This is a genomic window from Niabella yanshanensis (genome assembly GCF_034424215.1).
Classification (GTDB): domain Bacteria; phylum Bacteroidota; class Bacteroidia; order Chitinophagales; family Chitinophagaceae; genus Niabella; species Niabella yanshanensis.
Window position 1 is genome coordinate 5,102,518 of record NZ_CP139960.1, and the last position, 23,652, is coordinate 5,126,169.

General features: G+C 43.2%; 17 protein-coding genes. 5 read left to right on the forward strand and 12 right to left on the reverse strand.

The features are described from left to right. Positions 1-428 precede the first annotated feature (428 nt). From U0035_RS21055 to U0035_RS21065, 3 genes are all read right to left on the reverse strand, one after another. A complete protein-coding gene (locus tag U0035_RS21055) occupies positions 429-1,196 on the reverse strand; it encodes an alpha/beta hydrolase (protein WP_114790904.1) in 768 nt (255 codons plus the stop codon). An 88-nt stretch (positions 1,197-1,284) separates the two neighbouring features. After that, complete coding sequence (locus tag U0035_RS21060; RefSeq protein WP_114790986.1) at positions 1,285-1,872, reverse strand: Crp/Fnr family transcriptional regulator; 588 nt, start codon at positions 1,870-1,872, stop codon at positions 1,285-1,287. Between the two features lie 769 nt (positions 1,873-2,641). After that, a complete protein-coding gene (locus U0035_RS21065) occupies positions 2,642-3,520 on the reverse strand; it encodes an NmrA family NAD(P)-binding protein (protein WP_114790905.1) in 879 nt (292 codons plus the stop codon). A gap of 93 nt (positions 3,521-3,613) precedes the next feature. On the opposite strand from U0035_RS21065, the gene U0035_RS21070 reads away from it, so the two are divergent. Beyond that, positions 3,614-3,976, forward strand: a complete 363-nt coding sequence (locus tag U0035_RS21070) for a winged helix-turn-helix transcriptional regulator (RefSeq protein ID WP_114790906.1) — start codon at positions 3,614-3,616, stop codon at positions 3,974-3,976. 57 nt (positions 3,977-4,033) lie between these two features. Here the strand turns inward: U0035_RS21070 and U0035_RS21075 are convergent, their stop codons facing one another. The 8 genes from U0035_RS21075 to U0035_RS21110 all read right to left on the reverse strand — a co-directional run bounded on the left by U0035_RS21075 (position 4,034) and on the right by U0035_RS21110 (position 18,491). Continuing rightward, positions 4,034-6,331, reverse strand: coding sequence for a GH92 family glycosyl hydrolase (locus tag U0035_RS21075; RefSeq protein WP_114790907.1), 2,298 nt, complete (start codon positions 6,329-6,331; stop codon positions 4,034-4,036). A gap of 40 nt (positions 6,332-6,371) precedes the next feature. Beyond that, positions 6,372-7,085 (reverse strand): basic secretory protein-like protein, encoded by a 714-nt coding sequence (locus tag U0035_RS21080; protein ID WP_114790908.1) that lies wholly within the window; start codon positions 7,083-7,085, stop codon positions 6,372-6,374. 83 nt (positions 7,086-7,168) lie between these two features. After that, positions 7,169-9,469: a GH92 family glycosyl hydrolase gene (locus U0035_RS21085; protein WP_114790987.1), complete on the reverse strand. Its 2,301-nt coding sequence runs from the start codon at positions 9,467-9,469 to the stop codon at positions 7,169-7,171. Between the two features lie 22 nt (positions 9,470-9,491). After that, positions 9,492-10,907 (reverse strand): alpha-L-fucosidase, encoded by a 1,416-nt coding sequence (locus U0035_RS21090; protein WP_114790909.1) that lies wholly within the window; start codon positions 10,905-10,907, stop codon positions 9,492-9,494. A gap of 178 nt (positions 10,908-11,085) precedes the next feature. Beyond that, positions 11,086-12,498, reverse strand: a complete 1,413-nt coding sequence (locus U0035_RS21095) for a discoidin/SUN/FTP domain-containing protein (RefSeq protein WP_114790910.1) — start codon at positions 12,496-12,498, stop codon at positions 11,086-11,088. 87 nt (positions 12,499-12,585) lie between these two features. After that, positions 12,586-13,545: a BT_3987 domain-containing protein gene (locus tag U0035_RS21100; RefSeq protein ID WP_114790911.1), complete on the reverse strand. Its 960-nt coding sequence runs from the start codon at positions 13,543-13,545 to the stop codon at positions 12,586-12,588. 33 nt (positions 13,546-13,578) lie between these two features. Beyond that, the gene (locus tag U0035_RS21105) at positions 13,579-15,381 is read right to left on the reverse strand and encodes a RagB/SusD family nutrient uptake outer membrane protein (RefSeq protein ID WP_114790912.1); all 1,803 of its coding nucleotides are present in this window, start codon (positions 15,379-15,381) and stop codon (positions 13,579-13,581) included. Between the two features lie 23 nt (positions 15,382-15,404). Further along, on the reverse strand, positions 15,405-18,491 hold the full coding sequence (locus U0035_RS21110; protein WP_114790913.1) for a SusC/RagA family TonB-linked outer membrane protein: 3,087 nt from the start codon (positions 18,489-18,491) through the stop codon (positions 15,405-15,407). A gap of 227 nt (positions 18,492-18,718) precedes the next feature. Between U0035_RS21110 and U0035_RS21115 the strand changes: the two genes are divergently transcribed. Genes U0035_RS21115 through U0035_RS21130 form a run of 4 tightly spaced genes read left to right on the forward strand, consistent with a single transcriptional unit; the run spans position 18,719 to position 22,750 of the window. Beyond that, positions 18,719-20,146: a sensor histidine kinase gene (locus tag U0035_RS21115; protein ID WP_114790914.1), complete on the forward strand. Its 1,428-nt coding sequence runs from the start codon at positions 18,719-18,721 to the stop codon at positions 20,144-20,146. A 33-nt stretch (positions 20,147-20,179) separates the two neighbouring features. Next, positions 20,180-20,890, forward strand: a complete 711-nt coding sequence (locus tag U0035_RS21120; protein WP_114790915.1) for a response regulator transcription factor — start codon at positions 20,180-20,182, stop codon at positions 20,888-20,890. Positions 20,891-20,933: 43 nt separating this feature from the next. After that, complete coding sequence (locus tag U0035_RS21125; RefSeq protein ID WP_394365426.1) at positions 20,934-21,419, forward strand: gluconokinase; 486 nt, start codon at positions 20,934-20,936, stop codon at positions 21,417-21,419. An 8-nt stretch (positions 21,420-21,427) separates the two neighbouring features. Then, positions 21,428-22,750, forward strand: a complete 1,323-nt coding sequence (locus U0035_RS21130) for a gluconate:H+ symporter (RefSeq protein WP_114790917.1) — start codon at positions 21,428-21,430, stop codon at positions 22,748-22,750. On the opposite strand, the gene U0035_RS21135 is transcribed toward U0035_RS21130, so the two are convergent. Then, positions 22,747-23,508 (reverse strand): oxygenase MpaB family protein, encoded by a 762-nt coding sequence (locus tag U0035_RS21135; protein ID WP_114790918.1) that lies wholly within the window; start codon positions 23,506-23,508, stop codon positions 22,747-22,749. The two genes, U0035_RS21130 and U0035_RS21135, sit on opposite strands and share 4 nt — an antisense overlap. Positions 23,509-23,652 lie beyond the last annotated feature (144 nt).

Sequence of the window (23,652 nt, forward strand, 5' to 3'; positions counted from 1 at the left end):
TCAAAAGTCGATTATGCTGTACCCCCCGGCTATGCAGCTTAACGAATGTATATAGCAGATTTAGCCGGCGACAACTGAAAGCGTTTGGAATACTTGATGTGCCGCGTAGCGGTGCCATGTTGGTAGCACTGTCATTTAATGTGTAAATCGAGCCGCAGAGCGGCGACATATTCTTATCCAGTAAAAAAGGGTATTATAAGGTTGCCCGGGGAAACCCAGATGATTTTGAAGAATCGAGCTGTATAACAGCGATAAGATAACCTTGGTATCAGTTGAACGTATGAAATTGCGAGGGAAAACCAGACAGTTAATTAATCGTGCTTTAAGACTGGTTTTTATTAAATAACATGATCAGGCCGGATACAAGCCCAACGCATAACAATCCTATAATTTTTCGCTAAAGATAAAGTTGCTGGCTGCTTCAGATGCTACAGAGATTTGATCCAGCTTAACACATAAGCTGCAACCTCTTCCCAGCCCGTTTCACCCGCAATAAAATGGCTCCGACCCTCAAAGTGTTTGTAGTTCACCCGGCTATTGGAGTCTTTATATTGCGCTGCAATTTTTTTAGTAAAAGAAGAAGCAAAAATGGTGTCTTTACTACCTCCGATAAACAATAAGGGAGCATGTGGTTTTGAAAAATCTACTGTAGCAAAAGAACTTAGTAAAGTGTCCCGGGCTATTTTGCGACTTTCAGGAACTGCAGTGGCCTCATATAAAAGATCGCTTTCGGCTTTACTATAGTTATTGAAAAAATGGCGATGGTACCATTTTTTACTGCCCATAAAGGCACTGTTTCCTTTAAACAGGTTGACCACAGGCCATACGGCTTTTACTGTTGCCCATGGCGCTAAAACATTTTTGGGAGGCGCACCATCAATACTGATACCAGCTACCGCTTTATTCATTTCTACCAGTTTTTGTACAATCAGGCCGGCTAAAGAGTGACCGATAACAATAGGTTTTTCTGGCAAACTGTCTATTAAGTTTGCTATATTATCTACTAGATCTGTAAAGCCGGTTTGAACCAGTTTGGGATGCATACTGCTTCTTAAATCAGCAGGCAAGCCCTCATGACCCGGATTTGCTGGGGTATGTACTGTGTAACCCTGGGCTTCAAAATAGGCTTTCCAGTCGGCCCAGGTAGTATTGTTTACAAATAAACCATGGATCAGTACAATGTGCTTTGTGTTCATAACTTGAATTTTTAGTTTTTTGAATGATTTGATAACACAAAGCTCGCTTGCTAAAATCCCAAAAACTTTAACCTGGGTTAAAATCGTATTATTTACCTAAAATTCTTTTCCGGATGCGGCTGAGCGAGGGTCCCTGTATACCCAGGTAGGAGGAAATATGATACAATGGAATATTATTGAAGATATCCGGGTGGTTTTTGATAAGGTCCAGGTATCGTTGTTCGGGCGATTTAAAAAGAAAGCTTTCCGTGCGTTCCATAGAAATATTGAAAGCCTCCTGGGCCAGCAAGCGGCCAAATTTCTCCCAGGCATGTGATTGCTGGTAAAGCTTCTGTAAATCTAAAAAATGAATACATAAAACCTCGGCCTCCGTCATCGCCTGGGTGTGGTAATCACAGGGGATTTGTTGTATGAAGCTTTTAAAAGAAACTACAAATTGGTTGCCTGAGTAGAGAAAAACATTTTTATCCTCACCGGTTTTGCCATCAATTACATACGAGCGAAATACACCCTTCTTTATAAATCCCAGGTATTTGCAAACCGACTGGTGCTGATTATAAAAATCCCATTTTTTAAACGTTTCGTTTTTCCAGTAGGGCATTGATTTTTCAAATTCTTGTGCTGGTAAACCAGCGAATTGTTTGAAGGCGAATGCCAATAATTCAAAATCTGTCATAGCAAAAGTTTGGATGAGGCTTTTTTGTGTAAAGCTAAGCTGCTTTTTGTTAGGAGGCAATGGTAGCCGTTAATTTTAGATCGTGATTTTGGCAACACGAATAATTAATGAAGCAGGCGTTTTAACACCTTGCCGGACAAAGCCTGCAGCGAATTGTAAATGATTTTGTAATCTTCTGGGAGGAAAGATAAATTTGCCCGGTGATGTAGTATATCCGGAAGAGTGTTGATTAATGGATTCTGTTTGCAAATAATCTGCGTAAATTTTCAGTAAAGATCTGCTTGAGCAGATTCAGCCGTTTAAGTTGTTATTAAATGATCTTCTTATATAAATTTCGATATCTGATTTATACAGTAGTAGGCCTGGCATTATCGTTTTCTATTGTTTTGTTTTTTACGATACAAGATATAGATACGGTTATTTTTAAAATCGTTAAGTCCAATGCCCGCGCCAGCGGTTTTAGTGGGAGGATGCAGGTAGTTAAACGTAATGGAAAGGCAGATCGTAGTTATATATTGCAACCAAAATTACCTTGTCGCCCAAACGGCGGCCACTCTTAAGTTGCACATAGCAGGGTTGCAAACGCAGCTAAGTGCGCAGGGAATTAAGAGCGAGTTGGCTGTTCGATGATAAATGCCAAGTTATTTCGATTGTAGCAAAAGCGAAAAGAGGAATCTCCTCAACTAAGTGATCCCTCTTTTATAGATTAGTTATGTGACCGGAATCTGCATCCGGTCAACATTCTTTTAAAAATCAATATCTGTATTGATTAGAAAGCAGTAGCATATTCTTTAGCAAAGTCTTCCAGTTTAATAACTCCTGTTACCGGTGCTGCTGTTTGCACAAAATCCTCCTGAATAGTACCATTTCTTAAACCTGATCCCATGGCAACATATAGGCCAGCAATTTCTTCCGGCACGCCTGCCTGTGTCATACCTTGTAATGCCTCTACATCGGTAAATGCTACCCAAGGTAGTTCTGGCTTGCCTATTGCAGCTCCGATTGTTGAAGCCACGTCTGCGGCCGGGCGATAGTCGCTTACTATATAACGCACTTGATTACCTGCGGCTGGTCGCTGTAATTCCTCAGCCGCCGCGGTTGCGATATCCACCGGATGAACGAGAGGTATAGAAATGGTATCAGAGAAATTCGAGCCTATGATACCTGCATTTTTAATAAGTGGTACATCATTGTAATAGTTCGTGTAAAAATAGCCTGCCCGCAGGAAGGTTACAGAAACGCCTTCGAGTTGGCTGTAGATCTGTTCTATATGGTACAGGCCCTCAATAGGGCCGGTGCCACTGGGTACATCTGCTCCAATGCTGCTTAGCATCACTACTTTTTTAACACCGGAAGCGATAATGGCTGCTGCAAATGCTTTGCCTGCGTTGGTGGTGTTTTCAATGATATGGCTGCCGCCCAGGTTGGGAGGTGTCATGGCGAAAATGGCATCTGCTCCTGAAAAAGCTGTTGTAAGGAAATTGCTATTGCTCACCGAACCTATGGCAGCTTTTGCACCCAATGCTTCTATATCGGCTTTACGTTCAATATTGCTGCTAATAGCAGTTACATCATGTCCGGCACCGGTAAGTATGGGGATTAAGTTCTTGCCGATATTTCCTAAAGATCCTGTTACTGTAATTTTCATCTGTCTATTTTTTATAATTAATTTTTTTGTTTGACAGGACAAAGGTAGCTTTGTACTTACTTTTATACAAGTACTTACCCTGAAGTATGTATCATGACAGCAGTAAAGAAAACATCTACCATACAGGAGAATAAACAGATTGCACTGGATCTTTGTCCCGTAACCTATGTTATGGAAAAGATAGGAGGTTACTGGAAGCCAATCATCCTTTACCATCTATCCAAACAGTCTAAACGATACAGTGAGGTGAAGCGGGCTATCCCAGCTATTACCGAGAAAGTACTCATACAGCACCTGAAGCAGCTGGAAGAAGACGGGCTGGTAATCAGGGAGTCGAAGCCGGTGGTGCCGCCTTTTGTTACTTATAGCCTGAGCACTTCGGGTAAGGGACTGATACCCGTAATCAATGCAATGGCCAAATGGGCGATTAAGGAAAGGACGGGAGCGTTTGTGTGAAACAAAAAAGCGTGATAAGAAACTCTTATCACGCCGCCTATTTAAAGACGAGATATCCTATTTAGTAGGCTTCGACGACATATAAAATACCAGCTCACCACCCGCTATTAACTTACTATGATCGATGGCTGTTCCTTTTACCGGAATACCGTTAAAAGTAACTTTGGATACATATACGTTTTTATCCGATTGGTTCCGGGTATCTACCGTTAGTGTATTGCCATTTTCCAAATGGATCACAGCTTTTTTAATTGCCGGGCTTCCCAACTGGTAGGTTTCGCTGCCGGGCGCAAAAGGGTAGAAGCCTAATGCAGTGAAAATATACCAGGCGCTCATTTGTCCGCAGTCATCATTGCCGCCTAACCCGTCAATAGCAGCTTTGTATTGCTTTTTAAGGATCATGCGCACCCGTTCCTGTGTTTTCCAGGGCTGACTGGTAAAGTTATACAGGTAAGCTACATGGTGCGAAGGTTCGTTGCCATGTACATAATTACCGATAATCCCTTCCCGGGTAATGTCTTCTGTATGCGCAAAAAACTCGTCCGGTAAATGCATACTAAATAACGAGTCTAAATGCGGCAGGAATTTTTTATCACCACCCATCGCATCGATCATACCTTTGGGGTCATGCGGAACAAATAAGCTGAAGTTCCAGGCATTGCCTTCAATAAAGCCCTGGCCATGGGTTGAGAGTATGTCAAATTCTTTTTTAAAGCTGCCGTTGCTGAGCTTAGGGCGCATGTAACCTATAGCTGCGTCATATACATTTTTCCAGTTTTGTGATCTTTTGATAAAGGCTTCATATACATCATTCCTGCCAAGTTTTTTTGCTGCCATGGCAATGCTCCAGTCGTCAAATGCATATTCGAGTGTAGTAGACACCGAGTTGCCCCGTTTATCATCAGGTATATATCCAAGGCGTATATAGTCATCCAATCCGTCATAATATTTTACATTGGCCGTGGTAATGCAGGCTTCCAGCGCCTTGTTATAATCAAATCCTTTAATGCCTTTAACGATGGCATCGGCTACTACAGGTACTGCATGATAGCCGCTCATACACCAATTTTCATTGGCATAATGACTCCATACGGGTAGCATTTTATGCGCGCTTTGTTGCTGGTGTGCTAACATGCTTTGGATCATATGGCTGTTACGTTGAGGCTGCACCAGGTTAAAGAAGGGGTGAAGTGTTCTGTAAGTATCCCAAAGAGAAAATGTAGTATAGTTAGTGAAGTTATTAGCCGTATGAATATTTTGGTCTAATCCTTTATATTGGCCATTCATATCGCTGTAAACAGTTGGCCCCAGGAAAGTATGATACATGGCTGTGTAAAAATTGGTCATGTCCTCTTTATTCAAAGCCTCTACCTGTATCTTATTCAGCTCCTGGTTCCATTGTTGCTGGCCTTTTACTTTGATGGCAGCGAAATCCCACGATGGTGTTTCTGTACGAAGATTTTCCAATGCGTTCGTTGTACTAACAGGGGATAGCGCAAATTTTATTTTTATTTTTTCGTCCTGCTCTGTTTTGAAATTAAAATAAGCCCGCAGGTTTTGCCCGATCATTTCCGGGAAATTCCGGGTTACGTTAAACCGGCGCCAGAAGCCCTGGTATACCTGTTTCTTAAATTGAGCATATCCGTAGCTTTGAACAGGCTTGGAGAAGGTCATGGCAAAATACACCGTACGTGTTTTAGCCCAGCCGTGCGTTTGTTTATAACCGGTGATCAACGTATCGTTTTCTATTCTGACGAAAGTCCAGGTATTTTTATCATCATAATTATAAATACCATGCATCAGGTCGAGGATAATATGCGCATCGTCTGATTTAGGAAAAGTATACTGGTGTACGCCGACGCGGGTGGTGGTAGTCATTTCGGCCAGTATATTATGATCGTCGAGTTTTACCTTGTAATAGTTAGGTTCAGCTATTTCGTTGCTATGGCTGAACCGGCTCCTGTAACCCGTCTCAGGCTTGTCCGCTGTCCCGGGGTTTAGCTGTAGTTGGCCGGTGGTGGGCATGATCAGGAAATCGCCCAGGTCTGAATGACCGGTGCCACTGAAATGGGTGTGGCTGAATCCAACAATGGTTGGATCATCATACTGGTATCCCGCGCAGTATCGATAGGCGGTGCCTGTATACTTACCGTCGGGGCCCGCGTAGGGAATGGTGTCTGTATCGGGACTTAACTGTACGGCGCCAAACGGTACGGTTGCGCCCGGATAGGTATGTCCCATTTTGGCAGTACCAATCAATGGATTCACGTATTGAGTCAGATTGTTGTTTTGTGCCTGTAATAGGCAACCTGCAAAAAGGGAAGTTATAGATAGTGTAAGTGCTTTGTAGCTCATTATTGTTGATATCTGAATTTCTTATGTAGGCTCTTTAATTTTAGATGGCCGGATTTTTTTTATAAAGATCCCAAAGTTCATCTACCGTTTTACCGGTTTCTTTAGCCCAGAAATCTTTGGTATAAGTTTTTGTCCGCATTGCATGATCCAGTTTCTGAACCAGCTTTTTATTATAATTCTTTTCAATCCATACAAAGAACCTCGCGGTAATCCTGTAAGCATTAGTGTAATGATGCTTATCCGTTAATGCAGGCAGGCTCCAGTTCGAAGCGTGATTGTTCACGCCCAGCTTGTAACGAACATAGTCTGCAACACCTTCTGTAACCCAGCCCGGCCCGGCCCATCCCGGATAGCTTTGTACAATATGCATTGCTTCATGTGTTACCACATCGAGGTCCTCGGGGTTTTTGATCATCCATTCAGGATTTACTTTAATTACACCACCTGAAGCTGCAGCCACTGCAGTATATTCAGGATCGATTACAAATGTAACCAACTTCCGGGTGTTCTTATTGTACAGTTTAGCTTCCTGCGGATATACTTTAAAAAAGGTTTCGATCATACGATCGCCCGTCTTCGGATCGAACTTTCCAGACTTATTAATAAAAACGATGGTGAACTTTTTTCTTTTGATCGTATCATTACTAATAGCACTGGTGATGTCAACATCTTCCCAGGCTCTTTCCTGAGCATGTACATTATTGTTGGTAGCTATGAAGGCCAGTAATCCTATCCCTGCGATTATCTTTTTCATATTTTATCAGAGTGTTTTTATGAATATCGTACCAATAGCCCGCTTAAACTGCTGCTATTATGATTTTGTTTAAAACGGTATTGTTATTTTGAATGTGGATCGGTTGATAGTGAATAAGGAAAATCTGTATCGCTGGTTCCCCTGGTTTTGTTAGGCGTGTTGCTCATAGAGAAATCCAGTTTAGCGCCTTTCTGCAGATCAAAATGACTGATCCAGTTTTTGGTGTAATTAGCGCCATTGAATTTCAGTGCATTTACATAGCGATTGTTCTTGTCGTTGTTACTGGAGGTAATGACAACCTTTTTGCCATTTTCAAGCGTAACGGTTATTTTATCAAACAGGGGAGATCCCAGTACATATTGGTCTGTGGCCGGGCATACTGGATAAAAGCCCATAGCAGAAAATACATACCAGGCAGAAGTCTGGCCATTGTCTTCATCACCGCAATAGCCGTCAGGGGTAGCAAAGTAAAGTTTATCCATTACTTCACGGCTCCAGTACTGGGTTTTCCAGGGTTCGCCGGCATAGTTGTATAAATAGATCATGTGCTGAATGGGCTGATTGCCATGCGCATATTGCCCCATGTTCATGATCTGCATTTCCCTGATCTCATGTATGACGCCGCCATAATAAGAGTCGTCGAAAGTAGGGGGCATAACGAAAACGGAGTCCAGCATTGTTACAAAGTCTTTTTTGCCACCCATCAGTTGCAGCAGACCATTGATGTCGTGGAAAACGCTCCAGGAATAATGCCAGCTGTTACCTTCGGTAAATGCGTCACCCCACTTTTGCGGATTGAACGGCTTTTGAAACTGCCCGTCTTTATTTTTACCGCGCATTAGTTTATGCTCAGGATCAAACAGATTTTTGTAATTCAGACTACGTTTTTTATACAGTTCTATTTCTTCCTTGGGGCGGTTTAGCGCCTTTGCCAATTGGTAAATGGAAAAATCATCATAAGCATATTCTAAAGTACGGGCTGCATTTTCATTAATACCCACGTCGTAGGGCACATAGCCCAGTTCATTATAATATTGAACGCCTTTTCTTCCTACAGCGGTTATAGGGCCTTCATTGTTGGCGCCATGTTGCAGGGCTTTATAGAGCGTTTGTATATCGTAACCACGGCCTCCTTTGATATAGGCATCTGATACAACAGATGCTGAATTATTGCCGATCATAATATCGGCATAACCCGGGCTGCTCCATTCGGGAAGAAAGCCGCCTTCTTTATAATCGTTAATCAAACCCTCCTGCATTTCTTTGTTGATAGAGGGGAAGGCAAAGTTTAGAAAGGGGTAGAGTGCGCGGAATGTATCCCAGAAACCGGTACCGGCAAACATATAGCCAGGCAATACTTCACCGGTATAAGGGCTGTAATGCATTATTTTTCCTTTGGCATCAATTTCATATAGTTTGTTAGGGAAGAACACCATCCTGTATAAGCAGGAGTAGAAAGTACGCAATTGGTCTGTATTCTTGCTTTCGGCTTTAATAGTGCCCAGTGTTTTGTTCCATATATTACGACCTGCAGCTGCAACCTGGTCAAAGTTCCTGTTGCCGATTTCTTTCAGGTTGATTTCAGCCTGTTCGGGACTGATGAAAGAAGAAGCTACTTTAGCCTGTACTTTGTCGCCTCTTTTAGAAATGGAAAAGCCAACTATGGCTCCGCTGTTCTTTTGTTCCAGCAGTTTCAAAGATCCCCTCGTAATATCTTTGTCCACCCATGTGCCGGTGCTGGTAAAGGGCCGGTCGAACTGGATTACAAAATAGTTCTTAAAGTTCTTCAGCTTTCCGCGTGCATACTTGGTTGTATAGCCAATGATTTTATTTTGTGAAGGAATGATCTCTACATAAGACTCTTTGTCAAAAGCATCGATCACTACAAAGGCACTATCAGTTTTAGGGAAGGTAAAGCGAAAACAGGCGGCTCTTTCGGTAGGTGTGATCTCGGTTGTCACGTCGTGATCGGCCAGGTAAACACTGTAATAATAAGGCTTCGCAATTTCTGCTTTATGAGAAAACCAGCTGGCTCTTCCGTCCTGGTCTGCTACCGCTTTACCCGTAACAGGCATGATAGAAAACATACCATAATCATTCATCCACGGGGAGGGCTGGTGGGTTTGCTTAAATCCTCTTATTTTATCAGAAGCATAAGTATACTGCCAGCCATTGCCATTGCTACCGGTTTGCGCTGTCCATAAATTCATGCCCCAGGGTAAACCTATAGCAGGGTAAGTATTGCCGTTGGAAAGGCTTCCCTTGGAATCCGTACCCATTAACGGGTTTACATAGTCTACCAGTTCTGTTAGATGGCTATTGCTCTGTGCCGGCGCATATATAGACAACACGCAGGAGATAAGAGGTAGCAGGATTTTTTTCATTTTATTATTGATTTCTTGAAAACTAAATTTTTTCATTATAAATGCCAACTTCAGCAATAGACACTTGTTGGCGGGCATTCAGAATATGTATCCTGATCTTTGCACCGGTTACCGATGGAAACCGGTGCACCTTTACATTCTTGCTCATATCTCCGTTAATGACCGTTTTCCAGTTACCATTCGTAAAATACTCGATGCGGTATTGGTTGATGTTGGAACGAGTTTCTGTAATAGATATCGCATTGAATACTGTAGCCTTTGTCAGGTCGATTTCATACCAGGGTTCTTTTACTGTTGGATTGGATACCCATGATGTGGTATAACGGTCATCGTTGGCAAAGTCCATAATGTTCATGTCGTCGCTCCAACTCGAATTGGTGGGCTTGCCGGTAGCCAGGTTGTGCGAAATGATCGGTGCGTCTAATGTGGGCAGGTTGACAACAGGTCCCTTATTACTCCACATTTTGCCCACTTCTTTTAAGGAGGCCAGGGCGTTATCATCAATAAGCCCGTCCTTATTGGGTGCCACATTCAGGATAAAATTACAGTTGGCATTATTAAGCGGGATAATCAAATCATTCACCAGTTTCGAAGGCTCTTTCACAGGAGTGGTGGGGAAATTATCTTTCCAGAACCAGGAAGAATTGATAGGCAGGCAGGCCAGGGCGGGCATGCGGTTTTTATCTTCCTGTACTTTTTGCCCTGCGCCCATTTCGTAGGTTTTGATATCTGTATAGAACATTCCTTCAGCCGGATACTTGGCTCCGTTAAGATCCATCACCAGGCAATCGGGTTGCAGTTTTTTTATTAGCAGGTATATCTCTTCAAACGGGATATCGTCGTAGCTGATCCTCGACCAGGGCGCATCCCAGCCATCTATGATTAAAGCTTCTATTTTGCCATATCTGGTGAGCAGCTCGGTAATCTGATCTTTAACCATTTTGATATGAGCAGGTGTGATGCTATTAGGCCTTAATTGATGGTGTGTATCTAAGATAGAATAGTACAGCATTACTTTTAAGCCGGCTTTTCTAAAAGCTTCGGTGAATTCTTTTACTACATCGCGCTTCAGCGGGCTGTTCATTACATTATAAGATGTAGTTTTAGTATCCCAGATGCTAAAGCCGCTATGGTGTTTGGTAGTAAGACAACCATAGCTCATATTGGCGCTTTTTGCTGCCGCTGCCCATTGGTTACAGTCGAGTTTCGCCGGATTGAACAGGGAAGGAGAGGCCTCCGGATCAGCCCAGTCCTGGTTCATATAAGTAGGAATATTGAAATGTATAAACATTCCGAACCTGAGGTCAACAAAAGCCTTTTGCAAAAGGGGTAACCGGTTGTTAATGCTTTTTAATTGGCCCGAGGCTGTCTGTACTGTTAGTAAAAGAACACAGAGGACCGCTAATAAAATGCCTGTCTTTTTTTTATCGTTTGTCATTACAAAATATGTTTAATCACATTGTTGGGTTGATGCCGGTAATTGTTACATGGTCTGTTTGCAATCGTTAGTACTGCCTGAATGAGCCCAATTGTCTGGCGATGGATAAAAATAAAAAGAGTTTTCCATTTTTTAACCTAATAAACTTTGAACCAATTGTTAACGCACATATAACGGTTTATTTACGCAATAATTGCCATTCAGAGAGCTGAATATCAGGGCTGCCGGCGGCTTCGGTAATACGAAGGCGATAGTGCTTATAGGTGACTTTATTGGGAAAGTTAAAAATTTTGATCTCGTTCCTGTAAGTAAAGGATTGATTTGTTTTGTTATCCAATACCGTCCAGGTCAATTTGTCTTGCGAACCTTCCAATACCCAGGCTTTAGGATCCCGCGCTGGTACATCGTTCCCCGAAGTAAGTAGATAGGCGTTAACAGCAGTTGAGTTAGCAGGTGTTTGCTGGATAGAGAAGCCGGGAGAAAAACCTTTTACGAAAAATTTACTGTTATTGTCCAGGTCAGTCAGTTTAGAGGAGCCTTCCTTACCGTTGGGCCCGTTTTCGTTTTCTTTACTGACTTCCAGCAAAGCTCGTTTTGAAATAATGGCTCCATATGTTGAATCGGCTTTATAGGTAATTTCGCTGAAATCGCTTTTTGCTTTTTCAAGTTGAGGCCACCAATCCGCCCCCGATCTGTCTTTCTCTCCAAAAGCTAGTTGCGCTCGAATGGAAAGATCTGCTCCTGCCGCGCCGCTCCAGAAATGAATGAATTCTCCCATATTCAATCTTCTTTCATAAGTTAGAGTGCCATTAGTTTCCTGCCTTTTAGGAAAATGCGCAGCCAGCAGGTCAAAAAAACGGTTTAAAACTTTCACTTTACCATATTGTTCATAAATAGGGAAAAACCAATTTCTGAACCAGGCGGTGTTGGCCCGGGGATAAGCGTCTGTTTTCTCCATACATTCATCAAATACTCGTTTTTGGATGTCTTTTCTTCCCAGGTAATCGTAAATGTCATACACATAAATTTCAGCCCATTTGCTGTCTCCCCAGATATCAAATGCCGGGGACTCCTTTACTCCTTTCGAAGCTCCCTCCACTATATGCGAGATCTCGTGTATGGTAGCGCTTAGTTCCCAGTCTGTTTGGTTCGTCCAGGCATTAGCTCCCGCACCCAGGTCAATTACATTGCGGAAATCATGTCGTGATGCCAGGTAGGTACCCGGGTGCCCGCCACCATATTTGTTGGTATGAAAGATAGCGAATAGGCGGTTGGTCGTGTCACTGTTTCCAAAGCTGCCATATTCTTTTTTGGTATAGGCCCAGGCGCTGTCTACCAGGCCAAAGAGCCAGCTGGTTTTTTCACGGCTTACATCATCATCAAAATATACTGCTACATTATTATTGAAGTATACCCTTTTGATCAGCTGCCGGTGGTCGAACCAGTGTTCCTGCCAGGTGTAAGGAGGATAAAAGGAAGTATCAGCTGTCACTGTTGCCGTCGCTGCCGATGTCGAAGGAATGGTTTTCTCACTGCAGCTGTAAAAGAACATTATGAATGCAATGAAATAGATAGATAGACGCGTTGTCATTTTTGTCAATAAATTGAAAGAAAAGGCCGGGGCGAAGTTTATATATTTCACACCGGCCTGATACTTGTTTGAGGAAAGCGTTTGATTTTATTTAAACGTAATCAGTCTCCACTCAGCCAACTGGAACAGACCGCCGATAGGATTAGAGCGTAGGGCCTCTATCCGCAAACGGTAATGCTTGTAGGGGGTGTTGTTATCAAATTCGAATCGCTTGGTTTGTTTATAATCTGTGAAAAGAATATCCGTCTGAACGTCGAGATCGATCCAGTTTGTACCGTCATTGGATCCCTGGAATCTCCAGTTTTTGGGATCCCTGGATTCCTGGTCATTTGCTGAAGTCATTGTATAGGCACCTACTACTTTTGCAGTTTCGAAACTAAGTTGCGCCCAGAAATTGGCAGGGAACGAGTGGAGAAGAAACTTAGTGTCTACGCTGCCGTCTACCAGCTTCGATGAAGCTTCACCGGCGCCCGGGCCATCTCTGTGTTCCTGGGAAACGGAAAGCTTTGCAAGCTGTGTGATATCTGTTTCTTTACGAATAATGTTCTCGATGCGTATATAAGCGATCTTCCTGGCTGAATCGATCTTAGATCCCCCCGCCGACATTAATTCAATTGGCAGGATATACTGAAAGTCTCTCGATAGCTTTTTAGAAGCTACTGACAGGGTCAGGGGATTGGACGTTGTTTTGCCAGACGGTATCACCGAACTAAGTCCCTGTATGGTATAGGCTGAATCTGGCAAGAGCCTGTAGGAAGTGCCATTGCTTGCATTATACGTGCTAACCAGGCTGGGTTTCAGTTCAAAGTTGAGCGGGATGTCGCTGTTAGGAAATCCAAGTCCGGCATAGGCCCCTCCAAAGGCGATCTTCTCTGCAGAGTCTGCAAGGATTAAGGTAATAGCGCTTTTTTCGGCAAAAGCCTGCGGCATGTAAATCGTGCCTTCAAAAGGAACTGTGATCTCATCGGGCTTGTTACAGGCGATGATGGCAATGCCAACTGCAAGTAATCCGGCCGCGCATTTTATAGTATGACGTAGAAAATTCATGATGTACAATTAATTTAAATGTCAGCAGATCAATTACCAACCGGTATTTTGTACCAGTTTCTCATTTTTTAAAACTTCGTTGTTGGGTATGGGCCACAAATAGTCCCTGTCGCGGAATATCCTGTTCTCGAGAACCACCTTCTGGTAAAAAGCATTTCCGGTTTTTGACAAATCCATCCCGTAGAATGCGCCGCTGTTAGCCTGTTCTGCAATCAGCCACCTGCGGGTATCGAAGTAGCGTACATTTTCGAAAGCCAGTTCAACCATGCGTTCGTGCCTGATAGCCTCCCGCATTGCTGCCTGCGAAGCAGGTACGGGAATATTGGCTGAGCCATACACGGGTATGCCCGCTCTTGTTCTGATCAGATTGAGGTAGTGAAGAATATCCGCGTTACCCGGACTGGATTCGTTCAGGGCTTCAGCATAGTTTAGGTAAATATTAGCCAGGCGAAGCAGGAGAGCCCCTCTGGCATTGCCATTCAGTATCACATTCTTTCTCACTATGTATCCTGTTGGGGTTACATCAGAAGTGCTTTGAGAGCGTCCTGAATTACCATTGAACTCCATATTAGTAATAATTGGGGTAGGATTAGACAGTTGATTCAACCAGTAGCTGTTGTTGTAGGTAACACCCACATAAAATCTTGGCTCCCGGTTGATCCATTGGTTGAAAGTGTTTCTGGCCGCCACATCATAGGGGGCTTTGAAGCTGCTGAATCCGGTTTCGGTATATCCTGAACCAGACGCAGTGATTGGCAAACCATTGGCCATAAAGTAGGTATCTACCATTTTCTGCGTTACACCCAGTGCACCACCTCCTTGTGCGCCTGAAGGAAAACCTACATGCTTGGGAGTACGGTCGTACTGAGTCCAGTTGCCTGAATTCGATCTTGCAAAGATCCACTCCTTGTTCCAGTTATTGCTCATTACGTTGCGTGTTGACAGGTAAGCCTGGATAAACGGATCGCTGTTGGTTTCCGTGTAAAGATTGTAAGTGCCCGGAACGAATTCGTCGAGGAATGCCTTGTGAGCGTCAGCCGCGATCTTCCATTTATTGGCATCGTAGGTCTGGCTAATCAGTTGCGTGCCATCAGTATTTTTTAATGCTGCGTAGGCCGAATTTCCGTTAAACAAAGGACTGGCTGCCAGTAAGAGCGCTTCTGCTTTATAGGCTTTTACCATACCCTTTGTACAGCGCCCCCATTCTCCGTTAAGCGGTTCGGTGCCAAGACCTTCTGCCGCCGCGTCAAACTCCGACACAATGAAGTTGATACACTCGTCCATAGGACTGCGGCTAAGTTTCAGGCTTTCAAGGGGGGCTTCAAAATCAAGCAACTCGTCACCCAGTATAATACACGGGCCATACATGCGAACAATCTGGAAGTAGAAAAAGGCGCGTAGCGCACGGGCTTCAGCCTTGTAGCTCCTTTTCAGCGAAACATTAATTTCTGCTTCATTAGCATTATCAATGTTTTGCATAAAAAAAGTTGCATTACGAATAGCCCTGTAGTATTCACGCCAGTAATGTGCCACATTGCCATCGGTATTGGCCCACACGCTCGAATTTAAATTGTTACCATAGTTAAATGGCCAGTTATACTTCGCTTCGTCGGAGGCTGTACTCCAAGGGCCCGAATTTTCGGTCGCGGTATAGCGCTGCGCCAGTTCATTGGGTAAAGCAAAGTATATATTGGCGAGGAAATTATCTGTTCTTGATTTTGATTTAAAAATGTCTTCCTCTGTGAGAATATTGTCCGGTACCTGATCGAGGTACTTACTGCAGGAAGGTGCCGTGATAAGCAGGCCTGCAGCGAGAACGTATATGAGTTTTTTCATTTCTTATAATTGTTTGAGGGGGATTAAAAATTGGCTTGGATACCTACAGATACAGTTCTGATATTAGGATAGCTTGCACCATTGTTTGTATTAAGTTCCGGATCCCATAGTTTGAATTTGCTCCAGTAGAAAATGTTTACGCCCTGCAAGTAAATCCTGCCATTTTTCAAACCAAGGTTGGAAAGAAATCCTTTGTGGAAATTGTATCCAAGGTCAATTGTTTTTAAACGAACAAAGTCCATATCTTTTACCCACCAGGTACTGGCAACCGAGTTATTCTGATTTACAACATTACCATAACCAAGTCGTGGATAAAATGCGTTCTGATTAGGATTCTCCGGAGACCATCTGTCTGCCGCAAGTGCAAACAGGTTGCTACGCTCTGGCCCGGTACTGTTGTTGAAAGGCAGTATACCGTCGCCGCCAAGCATTCTGTCGGCGCCATCAGTACCCTGGAAGAATGCACCAAGATAAAATTGTTTCCAGGTTACATTGAAGCTGGCGCCGAAGATCAGATTGGGTACATCACCATTTCCGATCCTGGTTACATCGTTGGCATCCACCACTCCATCGCCGTTGATGTCTTTATATTTAATATCACCCACGCGCACAGCGCCGGTTCTCTGAATCGGACTGTTTTTGATATCTTCTTCACTTTCGAAGAGACCAAGGGCTACATAGCCATAACGTGATAAAGAACTGAAACCTCTGCGTTCCATATAAGGGAAGGGCTGACGTGGCTGATCGTTCTCAATAATCATGTCACGATTATAGGTTACGTTTGCCCTGAAATCCCAATAGGTTTGGCCTATGGTCAAAGGCGTTGTTTCAAAGGTGAAATCAAATCCTTTATTAGTCATTGAGCCAAGGTTACCATAAGGGTTGCTGTTGATACCGATATAATCGGGCAGTACGCTTCTTTGCAGGAAGATACCGGTTCGTTTATCGTTGAAAAAATCTGCGGTTAATGAGATCTTGTTGTTTAGTGTTTTGATTTCAACACCAAAGTTCTGCTTGTGTACTTCTGACCAGCGTACCATTGAACCGTATTCAGATATTGCCGTGCCTCCATAACTCACGTTGCCATTACCATTTCCAAAAGTGAATCCGGATGCCGATCCGTTAACAATGGTTAGGAAGCCAAACCTTCTGCCCCCAGAGCCCGAGCCGATTACGCCATTTGAATAACGAAGTTTCAGGAAGGTGATCGCTTCTTTGAACGGCTCGAAAAATTTTTCGTTCGATACCACATAACCGACACCAAAAGAAGGAAAGAAGCCATATCTGTTTTCAGGCGCAAAATTCTCGGAGCCATTATAACCGAAATTGAATTCTCCGAAATATCGGTTGTCAAAGGCATAAGTGGCGCGCCCCACCAAACCACGGCTTCTTGTCGGCAGCGAGGAAGTAAGGTCATTAGCAAATGCACCGATGTCTTCACGCTGATTATAAAGGATCATGGCGGTGATGTGGTTCTTGTCGTTGATGATGTCGCGATCATAGTTTACCGAAGCCTCCATGTAGTTGCGGCGGTTGGCACCGTTACTTCTGGAGTAAGATAAATCATCAGAACCATTTTGAACTAAAGTCAGATTCAGGCTTCCGTTAGGTAGATAAGGATTGCCTCTGTCAATCTGATAAGCGCTCCTGTCCCGGGTTCGGGAGATAGAATGGGAATTCCATACGTCAAAGGAGTAAAGTATGGTGGCTGATAAACCTTTCGCAATACTACCCATATCCTGTGTGATCCTTGCATTGGAATAAAGCTGGTTGCTGGCTGTATTTACATATCCTCTTTGAGTGATCAAACCCCAGGGGTTAGGCTGTGCGTCGGTAGACTGGTTAACAGCTGGTAATAGATTGCCCGGGTACATTACCGGATAAAGAACAGGGTTGGTTTGCATTACTCGCGCAAATGCGTCCTGTGGGCCGGTACCAGGCATATTGGTGTTGGTTACATAACCCTGAATACCTAATTCAAATTTGGTCGACTTGGTCCAGTTCATGTTTACATTAGAAGTGAAATTGATTCTCCTGAAACGGGCATCGGCATTATAGCTCTGCAGCTCATCAAGCTTTAGTAAACTGTTTTCTTCATAGTAAGCCAAACCTACATAGTAATTGGCATTGTCTGCACCTCCTCGGGCACTGAAGTTAGCGCGTCTGTTTTGAGAGCTTTTTCCAAATATAGTACTCATCCAGTCTACATTCGGGAATACATATGGCTGATTGCCGGCAATTGTGCTGTCGATATATGCCTGGGAATATTCGGGTAACAAACCGCTGGCTATCTGTGCTTCATTTCTAAGTTGCATATAGGTAATACCGTCTGTTAGTTCAGGCAATTTGGTAAAGGAGTTAAAACCTTGTGTATAATTGAACATTAGGACCGGTTTGGTGGGGCGGCCTTTTTTAGTGGTGATCAATATAACACCATTGGCTCCAGCAATACCATACACTGCAGTGGCCGAGGCATCTTTCAGGATTGAGAAGGAAGCAATGTCTTCCGGGTCAAATGCGTTAATGTCTCTTCCTATTACTCCGTCTACCACTACCAACGGGCTGCTGGAGTTATTACCAAACGTAGAAATACCTCTGATCCAGAGATCAGCTCCGTTGGAGCCCGGAAGCCCGGTTCGCTGTACACCGATCAAACCAGCAATTCTTCCGGAAAGTGCTGCACTTAGGTTGGCTACAGGTATCTTAATATCTTCCATGTCAACTGTAGACTGGGCTCCAACCAGACTGATCTTTTTTTGCTGACCAAAACCAACGATCACCACACCATCCATATTGTTGGACGTAGCTTCCATTACTATCTGTATATCGATACGGTCGTTAAACATCCATCTGTAATCTTTGTAGCCCACAAATGTGGCTATCAGGCTATCGCTTTTCGCTGCCTGAATCGAAAAAACTCCATTTTCGCCCGAGATAACGGCTTGTTTGGATCTTAAGTTTTCAATAGATACACCAATCATCGGGGCATTGAGTGGATCTTTTACTATTCCCGTTATAGTAATTTCCTGTTGCGCATACAAATCTGGTACTACCAGAATGTTGAACAAAAGCAGGAAGGCCCACACTCTCAGCAGTGTTTGTTTTGTCATCGCTTTGCTTGTTTAATCGTATGTTAGAAAATCAGTTTAAAATCGTATGGGGCAAATCGGATCTGTCAAGCCTGTATAGGGCTTACTATTCTCATTTATTTGATGGGTTGAAAATATTTAAGGATTCGATAACATCTTAATAACAAAAGCCCAACAGATTGTTAACAGAATTTTAATATTGTTCATAAATTGTTTTGTATTGGTAGTTTTATAGCTATTTATTATCTATGTCATCTTCTTTATTCAGCATAAGATTTATAGCCATCGCGAGTTTTGTAATACTGGCTGTAGTGCAATATTTTTTAGTGTATAATACTTTTGAGCTAAAAAATGACAAGTTCTTTCTAGCGGAGGCTGCACAGATTAAAGGAGATTATAGCAACGCTATTCGTAACGATAAAGTGTTCCCGGGTGGACAAGCTATTATCGATAGTTTTTTAAACAGGAATATGTATGAACTGGAGCGCCGTTATAAATCAGGTCGGGCAGATTTTAGTATATTAGGTCAAAAAGTCGTTGATAGTATCGCAGCTAATTTAAGAACCCGTAGTAATATAGATAGCCTGATGACGGCAATCATAAAAGAGAATAAGCTGGAGGACGATTTGATATGGCTTTCTACCGTTGATCATATAAGTGTAACTTTTAATGGCCAGCAGTACGTAACACTTTATGATAAATCCCAGATGTATAAAGGTTTAGACAGTGCGTTCCAAAACAAGGGAATTGTCGTTAGCGGCTCTTTGCACAACACCGGTCCTTCCAATCTTGTTTCAAATATTACTATCAGTACACCTACCGCTTATTCCAACAGGATAGGTTTTTCGTTATATACCGACACGCCTCATCGTACACAGGCAATCATAACCCGCATGTTACCTACTTTTTTGTTGTCACTTTTTTCAATTCTTTCATTGGCCACCATTTTCTATATCACATTCAGAAACTGGTCAAAACAAAAAAAGCTCGCGGAAATGAAATCTGATTTTGTAAATAGTATTAACCATGAGTTTCAAACACCTTTATCGGCGATCATTGTGGCTAATAAAACTCTTGAGAAAGATCAGGTAAAGGATGATAAGGAAATGGTGGCTTCATTGACCGGTGTAATTGGCCGGCAGGCCGAAAGGTTGAACGGGTTGTTTCGCCAGGTGATAGACATTACCATGATGAATGAATCTACCTTGCAGAAGGAGCCTGTTGTGATAGAAGAACTATTGAAGGAGGTGGTGGATGATTATATGATCCAGGCTGATAACAACAAAGTAGAAATAGCCTTTAAGGAGACCGATATGCCGGGGCATTTGGTTTTGCTGGATCGGTTTTGGGTAACCACCATGATTATAAATATCATCGAAAATGGTATTAAATACAATACCAGCGCTATTAAGCGCATCAGTATCTTTACAACTGAAAGCGAAAAATTGCTTACCGTTCATATTGTGGACAACGGGGTTGGAATACCTGCGGGGGAGTTTAAAAATATTTTTGATAAATTTTACCGAACCACCAAGTCCATAGAGAATAAAGCGGTAAAGGGATTGGGGCTGGGACTTTATTACACGAAGCTATGTATAGAGGCGCACCGCTGGCAGCTACATGTGGATACGGTTGAAAAATCGGGAACAGACTTTAGTATTGTAATTCCCCTGTAGCAATTTATCGGTTGTTATTAATATATTACACAGATGAAGAGTAGAATTCTTTTTGTAGAAGATGAAATAGACCTGGGTAATGTGGTGACACAGTATCTTCAGCTGATGAATTTTGAAGTGGACCTGAAAACCACTGCAGAAGAGGCTTTAGAGACCTTTAAGCAAAAAACCGGGTATTATGATCTGCTGATAACAGATATACAACTGCCTGGCATGGATGGCTTTGAATTTGCAGGTCAGGTTAAGAAAGCAGATGAAACCGTTCCCTTTCTTTTTTTGACAGCCAGGAACGAAAAGAAAGATCGTATTGCCGGATTGAAATTAGGTGCTGATGACTACATCAATAAACCTTTTGATATAGACGAACTTGTATTGAGAGTGACCAATATTATTCGCAGAAATAGTAAAGGATTATCTGTTGAGGCCGAAGCAGATAAGGAGACAACGCTTACGATAGGGGATATTATCTTTCGCAAAGACGTATTTAAAATATCGGTAGGAAGCGCTGGAAAAAGTATTTCGCTGACAGTAAGAGAAGCCAGCCTGCTTGAGTATATGTACCAGCATAAGAACGCCGTGATTAAGCGGGAAGATATTTTGATACAGCTTTGGGGTGAGAATGATTATTTTCTGGGAAGAAGCCTGGATGTATTTATATCCAGGTTGCGCAAGTTGCTTGCTGAGTCAAAAAAAGTGAAGATTGAGAATGTTTATGGTGTCGGTTTTATTTTTAGTGTAAAGTAAAAATTTAGTCAGATCAGGAATGTTAGCCCCGGTTCTCATAGTAATGGGTGTATCCGGCAGTGGTAAATCCTCTGTAGGTAAAGCTATAGCAGACGAGCAGAAACGTGTTTTCATAGACGGAGACGATCTGCATCCGCAGGCTAATATTAATAAAATGAGCAAGGGGATACCGCTAACCGATGCAGACCGGCAGGGATGGTTGGATACTATTGTAACCGGGGCAAAGACAATGATCAGGAGGGGGAAGGCCGGCGTTATGACCTGTTCAGCTTTGAAGCGCCAATACCGCGACCGGCTCCGGTCTGGTATCAGTTCAGTCAAATTTTTGTATCTTAAAGCTTCTTACGAAAAAGTATCACAACAGTCAGGGGCAAGACAAGGACATTTCATGCCGGTAAGTTTATTAAGGAGCCAGTTTGATTTGCTGCAGGAGCCGGATGAAACGGAGGAGGACGTGATTACTGTTGAAGTACAGGAAAGCCTCGAGGCGACGATAGCCATAGCTTTGAAAGAGCTGGTTTATAAATAAATAATTGCATGTCTCCAATAATCCTACTCATCCTGGGAATGGCTTTGCTGCTACTCCTGATTACCGCCGCGAAGCTCAATGCGTTTCTGGCATTATTTATTACTACGTTATTTATTGGCTTAACTAATGGAATGCAGCCAGCTGTATGTATCGCAGCTATGTCAAAAGGCGTGGGCGATATACTGGGGTCGGTAATTGTTGTTTTAGGGTTTGGTGTAATGCTCGGCAGTATTTTAACCGAAACCGGGGCTACCCGCCAGATCAGCAACCGGCTGCTACAGTTATTTGGCAATCGTAATGCAAAGCTGGCGGTATGTGTTACCAGCTTTAGTGTAGGATTGGCTCTTTTTTATAACGCAGGTTTCGTAGTGTTAATTCCATTGGTATTTACCATAGCGTTGGAAACCAAAACTTCGTTGATCTATCTCGCGATAGCTATGGCAGCACCACTTTCGGTTACTCATGGGTTTCTGCCACCGCATCCGGGGCCTACCGCTATCGCCAGTATCTTTAAAGCAGATATAGGCTTAACGCTTTTATATGGCTTATGCATATCAGTCCCTGTTTTGGCGTTAGCGGGTTTGTGGTTTCCTGAGTGGGTTAAAAAGATTAGTACAAAACCTCTGGCAGGAATATTTAGTCAGCAAACAGATGCATCCGCCCGGGAGCCAGGCTTTGCGGTTAGCCTGTTTGTAGCTCTCGTTCCGGTTATTTTGCTGGCTGTATCTACCGTTTCATTGCAATTGTATGGCTTTCCTGAAGGTCCCTTACGGCAATTTTTTTTATTTATAGGTGATCCGGGCATGTCATTGCTGGTTGCCGTATTGTTGGCGATTATTTTTTTAGGCGCTTTCAGAGGCGTTAAAATAAGTATGTTGATGGAGCGGTCGGGAAATGCTGTTGGTGCCATTGCTGCAATTATTTTAATTACTGCAGCTGGCGGTGCGCTCAAGCAGGTGTTGATAGCCAGTGGTACAGCCGAAGCTATTACCGGCTATTTTAAAGATAGTACTTTGCCTCCTCTTTTACTGGGGTGGATGGTGGCCACTGTGCTGAGAATTGCGATAGGATCGGCAACGGTAGCCGGTCTTACTGCAGCAGGTATAGTGCAGCCGCTGGTAGTAGCCATGCATGTAAACCCCCAACTGATGGTGCTGTCTATAGGTGCTGGCAGCTTAATGTGCTCTCATGTCAATGATACCGGTTTCTGGATGTTCAAAGAATACCTGGGATTGAGCCTTAAAGATACTTTCAAAAGCTGGACGGTAATGGAGTCTGTTATAGGAGTAGCGGGTCTGGGGGGTGTGCTGTTGCTGGATCTTTTTGTTTAAGGATGTATATTGAGTGCGTTGATCTGGTCCTTGTAATCGGAAGGAAGTAACAGATGCCTGAGCAGCCAGTCCATTTTCATAACACGACTTACTTTATAAAGAGGTACGGCCGGCGTTAAAAAAGAAAAATCATTGAAGTTGAGCAATTGCCTGACCGGGTTGGGAACCACTAATTTTTGACCTTCCAGCAATACTTTAAATCGCATAGCGCCCAGGTGTTTTTTGTATTGCTGGAATAAGTCCTCTGTATAACGACTTTTTTGAAGATTTTCCCGTAAATGGGCTTCTCTTACCGGCAGCCATTCCGCATAAGAAACGGGTAGGTCTTTTAGTCCCATCCGGATGCCAACGCGATAAAATACATCGTATACTTCATCCTTTTCGGCATCGTTTAAATGTTGCTCCAATAGTTCATGCGCCGCAATCGAGTAATAAATCAGCATAAAAAGCACATCGCGATAGGCCCGGTCAGGTATCGGAATACCGCGTTTTGTCTCTACGCCCCTGTGTATTTGAGTGATCACATCAATGGCCTTGAAAGCTGCTTCTTTCGGTGCAAAAACAATTTCCCTGGCATAACGCACCGTAGAGAACAGGCGTCCGATGGGATCGGCAGGCAATTTGCCGGTAAAGTATAACCAGTCTACTGATTTATTTAAGGCAAATTCTGCAGCGGCGCCTGCGAAAATAAACAGGATCGTATCGCTTTTTCCCCAAATAGTACGTACTATAGATTCCTCTTTAACGAAATAGTCCATCAGGTCAGATTTACAATGCCTCTAAGTTAGAATAAAGTTCCAGATACCGGTCGGATCTTTGGTAGCAGATTGAATACCTTTTTAAATTAGTTGACCCAATTACAGCCGGATGCGGATCAGCAGAACCTTTGGCAGGTAATATGG

Excerpts from the sequence above, each read along its gene's own strand:
- U0035_RS21055 (WP_114790904.1), bottom strand. The coding sequence starts at position 1,196 with ATGAACACAAAGCACATTGTACTGATCCATGGTTTATTTGTAAACAAT.
- U0035_RS21060 (WP_114790986.1), bottom strand. The coding sequence starts at position 1,872 with ATGACAGATTTTGAATTATTGGCATTCGCCTTCAAACAATTCGCTGGT.
- U0035_RS21065 (WP_114790905.1), bottom strand. The coding sequence starts at position 3,520 with ATGAAAATTACAGTAACAGGATCTTTAGGAAATATCGGCAAGAACTTA.
- U0035_RS21070 (WP_114790906.1), top strand. The coding sequence starts at position 3,614 with ATGACAGCAGTAAAGAAAACATCTACCATACAGGAGAATAAACAGATT.
- U0035_RS21075 (WP_114790907.1), bottom strand. The coding sequence starts at position 6,331 with ATGAGCTACAAAGCACTTACACTATCTATAACTTCCCTTTTTGCAGGT.
- U0035_RS21080 (WP_114790908.1), bottom strand. The coding sequence starts at position 7,085 with ATGAAAAAGATAATCGCAGGGATAGGATTACTGGCCTTCATAGCTACC.
- U0035_RS21085 (WP_114790987.1), bottom strand. The coding sequence starts at position 9,469 with ATGAAAAAAATCCTGCTACCTCTTATCTCCTGCGTGTTGTCTATATAT.
- U0035_RS21090 (WP_114790909.1), bottom strand. The coding sequence starts at position 10,907 with ATGACAAACGATAAAAAAAAGACAGGCATTTTATTAGCGGTCCTCTGT.
- U0035_RS21095 (WP_114790910.1), bottom strand. The coding sequence starts at position 12,498 with ATGACAACGCGTCTATCTATCTATTTCATTGCATTCATAATGTTCTTT.
- U0035_RS21100 (WP_114790911.1), bottom strand. The coding sequence starts at position 13,545 with ATGAATTTTCTACGTCATACTATAAAATGCGCGGCCGGATTACTTGCA.
- U0035_RS21105 (WP_114790912.1), bottom strand. The coding sequence starts at position 15,381 with ATGAAAAAACTCATATACGTTCTCGCTGCAGGCCTGCTTATCACGGCA.
- U0035_RS21110 (WP_114790913.1), bottom strand. The coding sequence starts at position 18,491 with ATGACAAAACAAACACTGCTGAGAGTGTGGGCCTTCCTGCTTTTGTTC.
- U0035_RS21115 (WP_114790914.1), top strand. The coding sequence starts at position 18,719 with ATGTCATCTTCTTTATTCAGCATAAGATTTATAGCCATCGCGAGTTTT.
- U0035_RS21120 (WP_114790915.1), top strand. The coding sequence starts at position 20,180 with ATGAAGAGTAGAATTCTTTTTGTAGAAGATGAAATAGACCTGGGTAAT.
- U0035_RS21125 (WP_394365426.1), top strand. The coding sequence starts at position 20,934 with ATGGGTGTATCCGGCAGTGGTAAATCCTCTGTAGGTAAAGCTATAGCA.
- U0035_RS21130 (WP_114790917.1), top strand. The coding sequence starts at position 21,428 with ATGTCTCCAATAATCCTACTCATCCTGGGAATGGCTTTGCTGCTACTC.
- U0035_RS21135 (WP_114790918.1), bottom strand. The coding sequence starts at position 23,508 with ATGGACTATTTCGTTAAAGAGGAATCTATAGTACGTACTATTTGGGGA.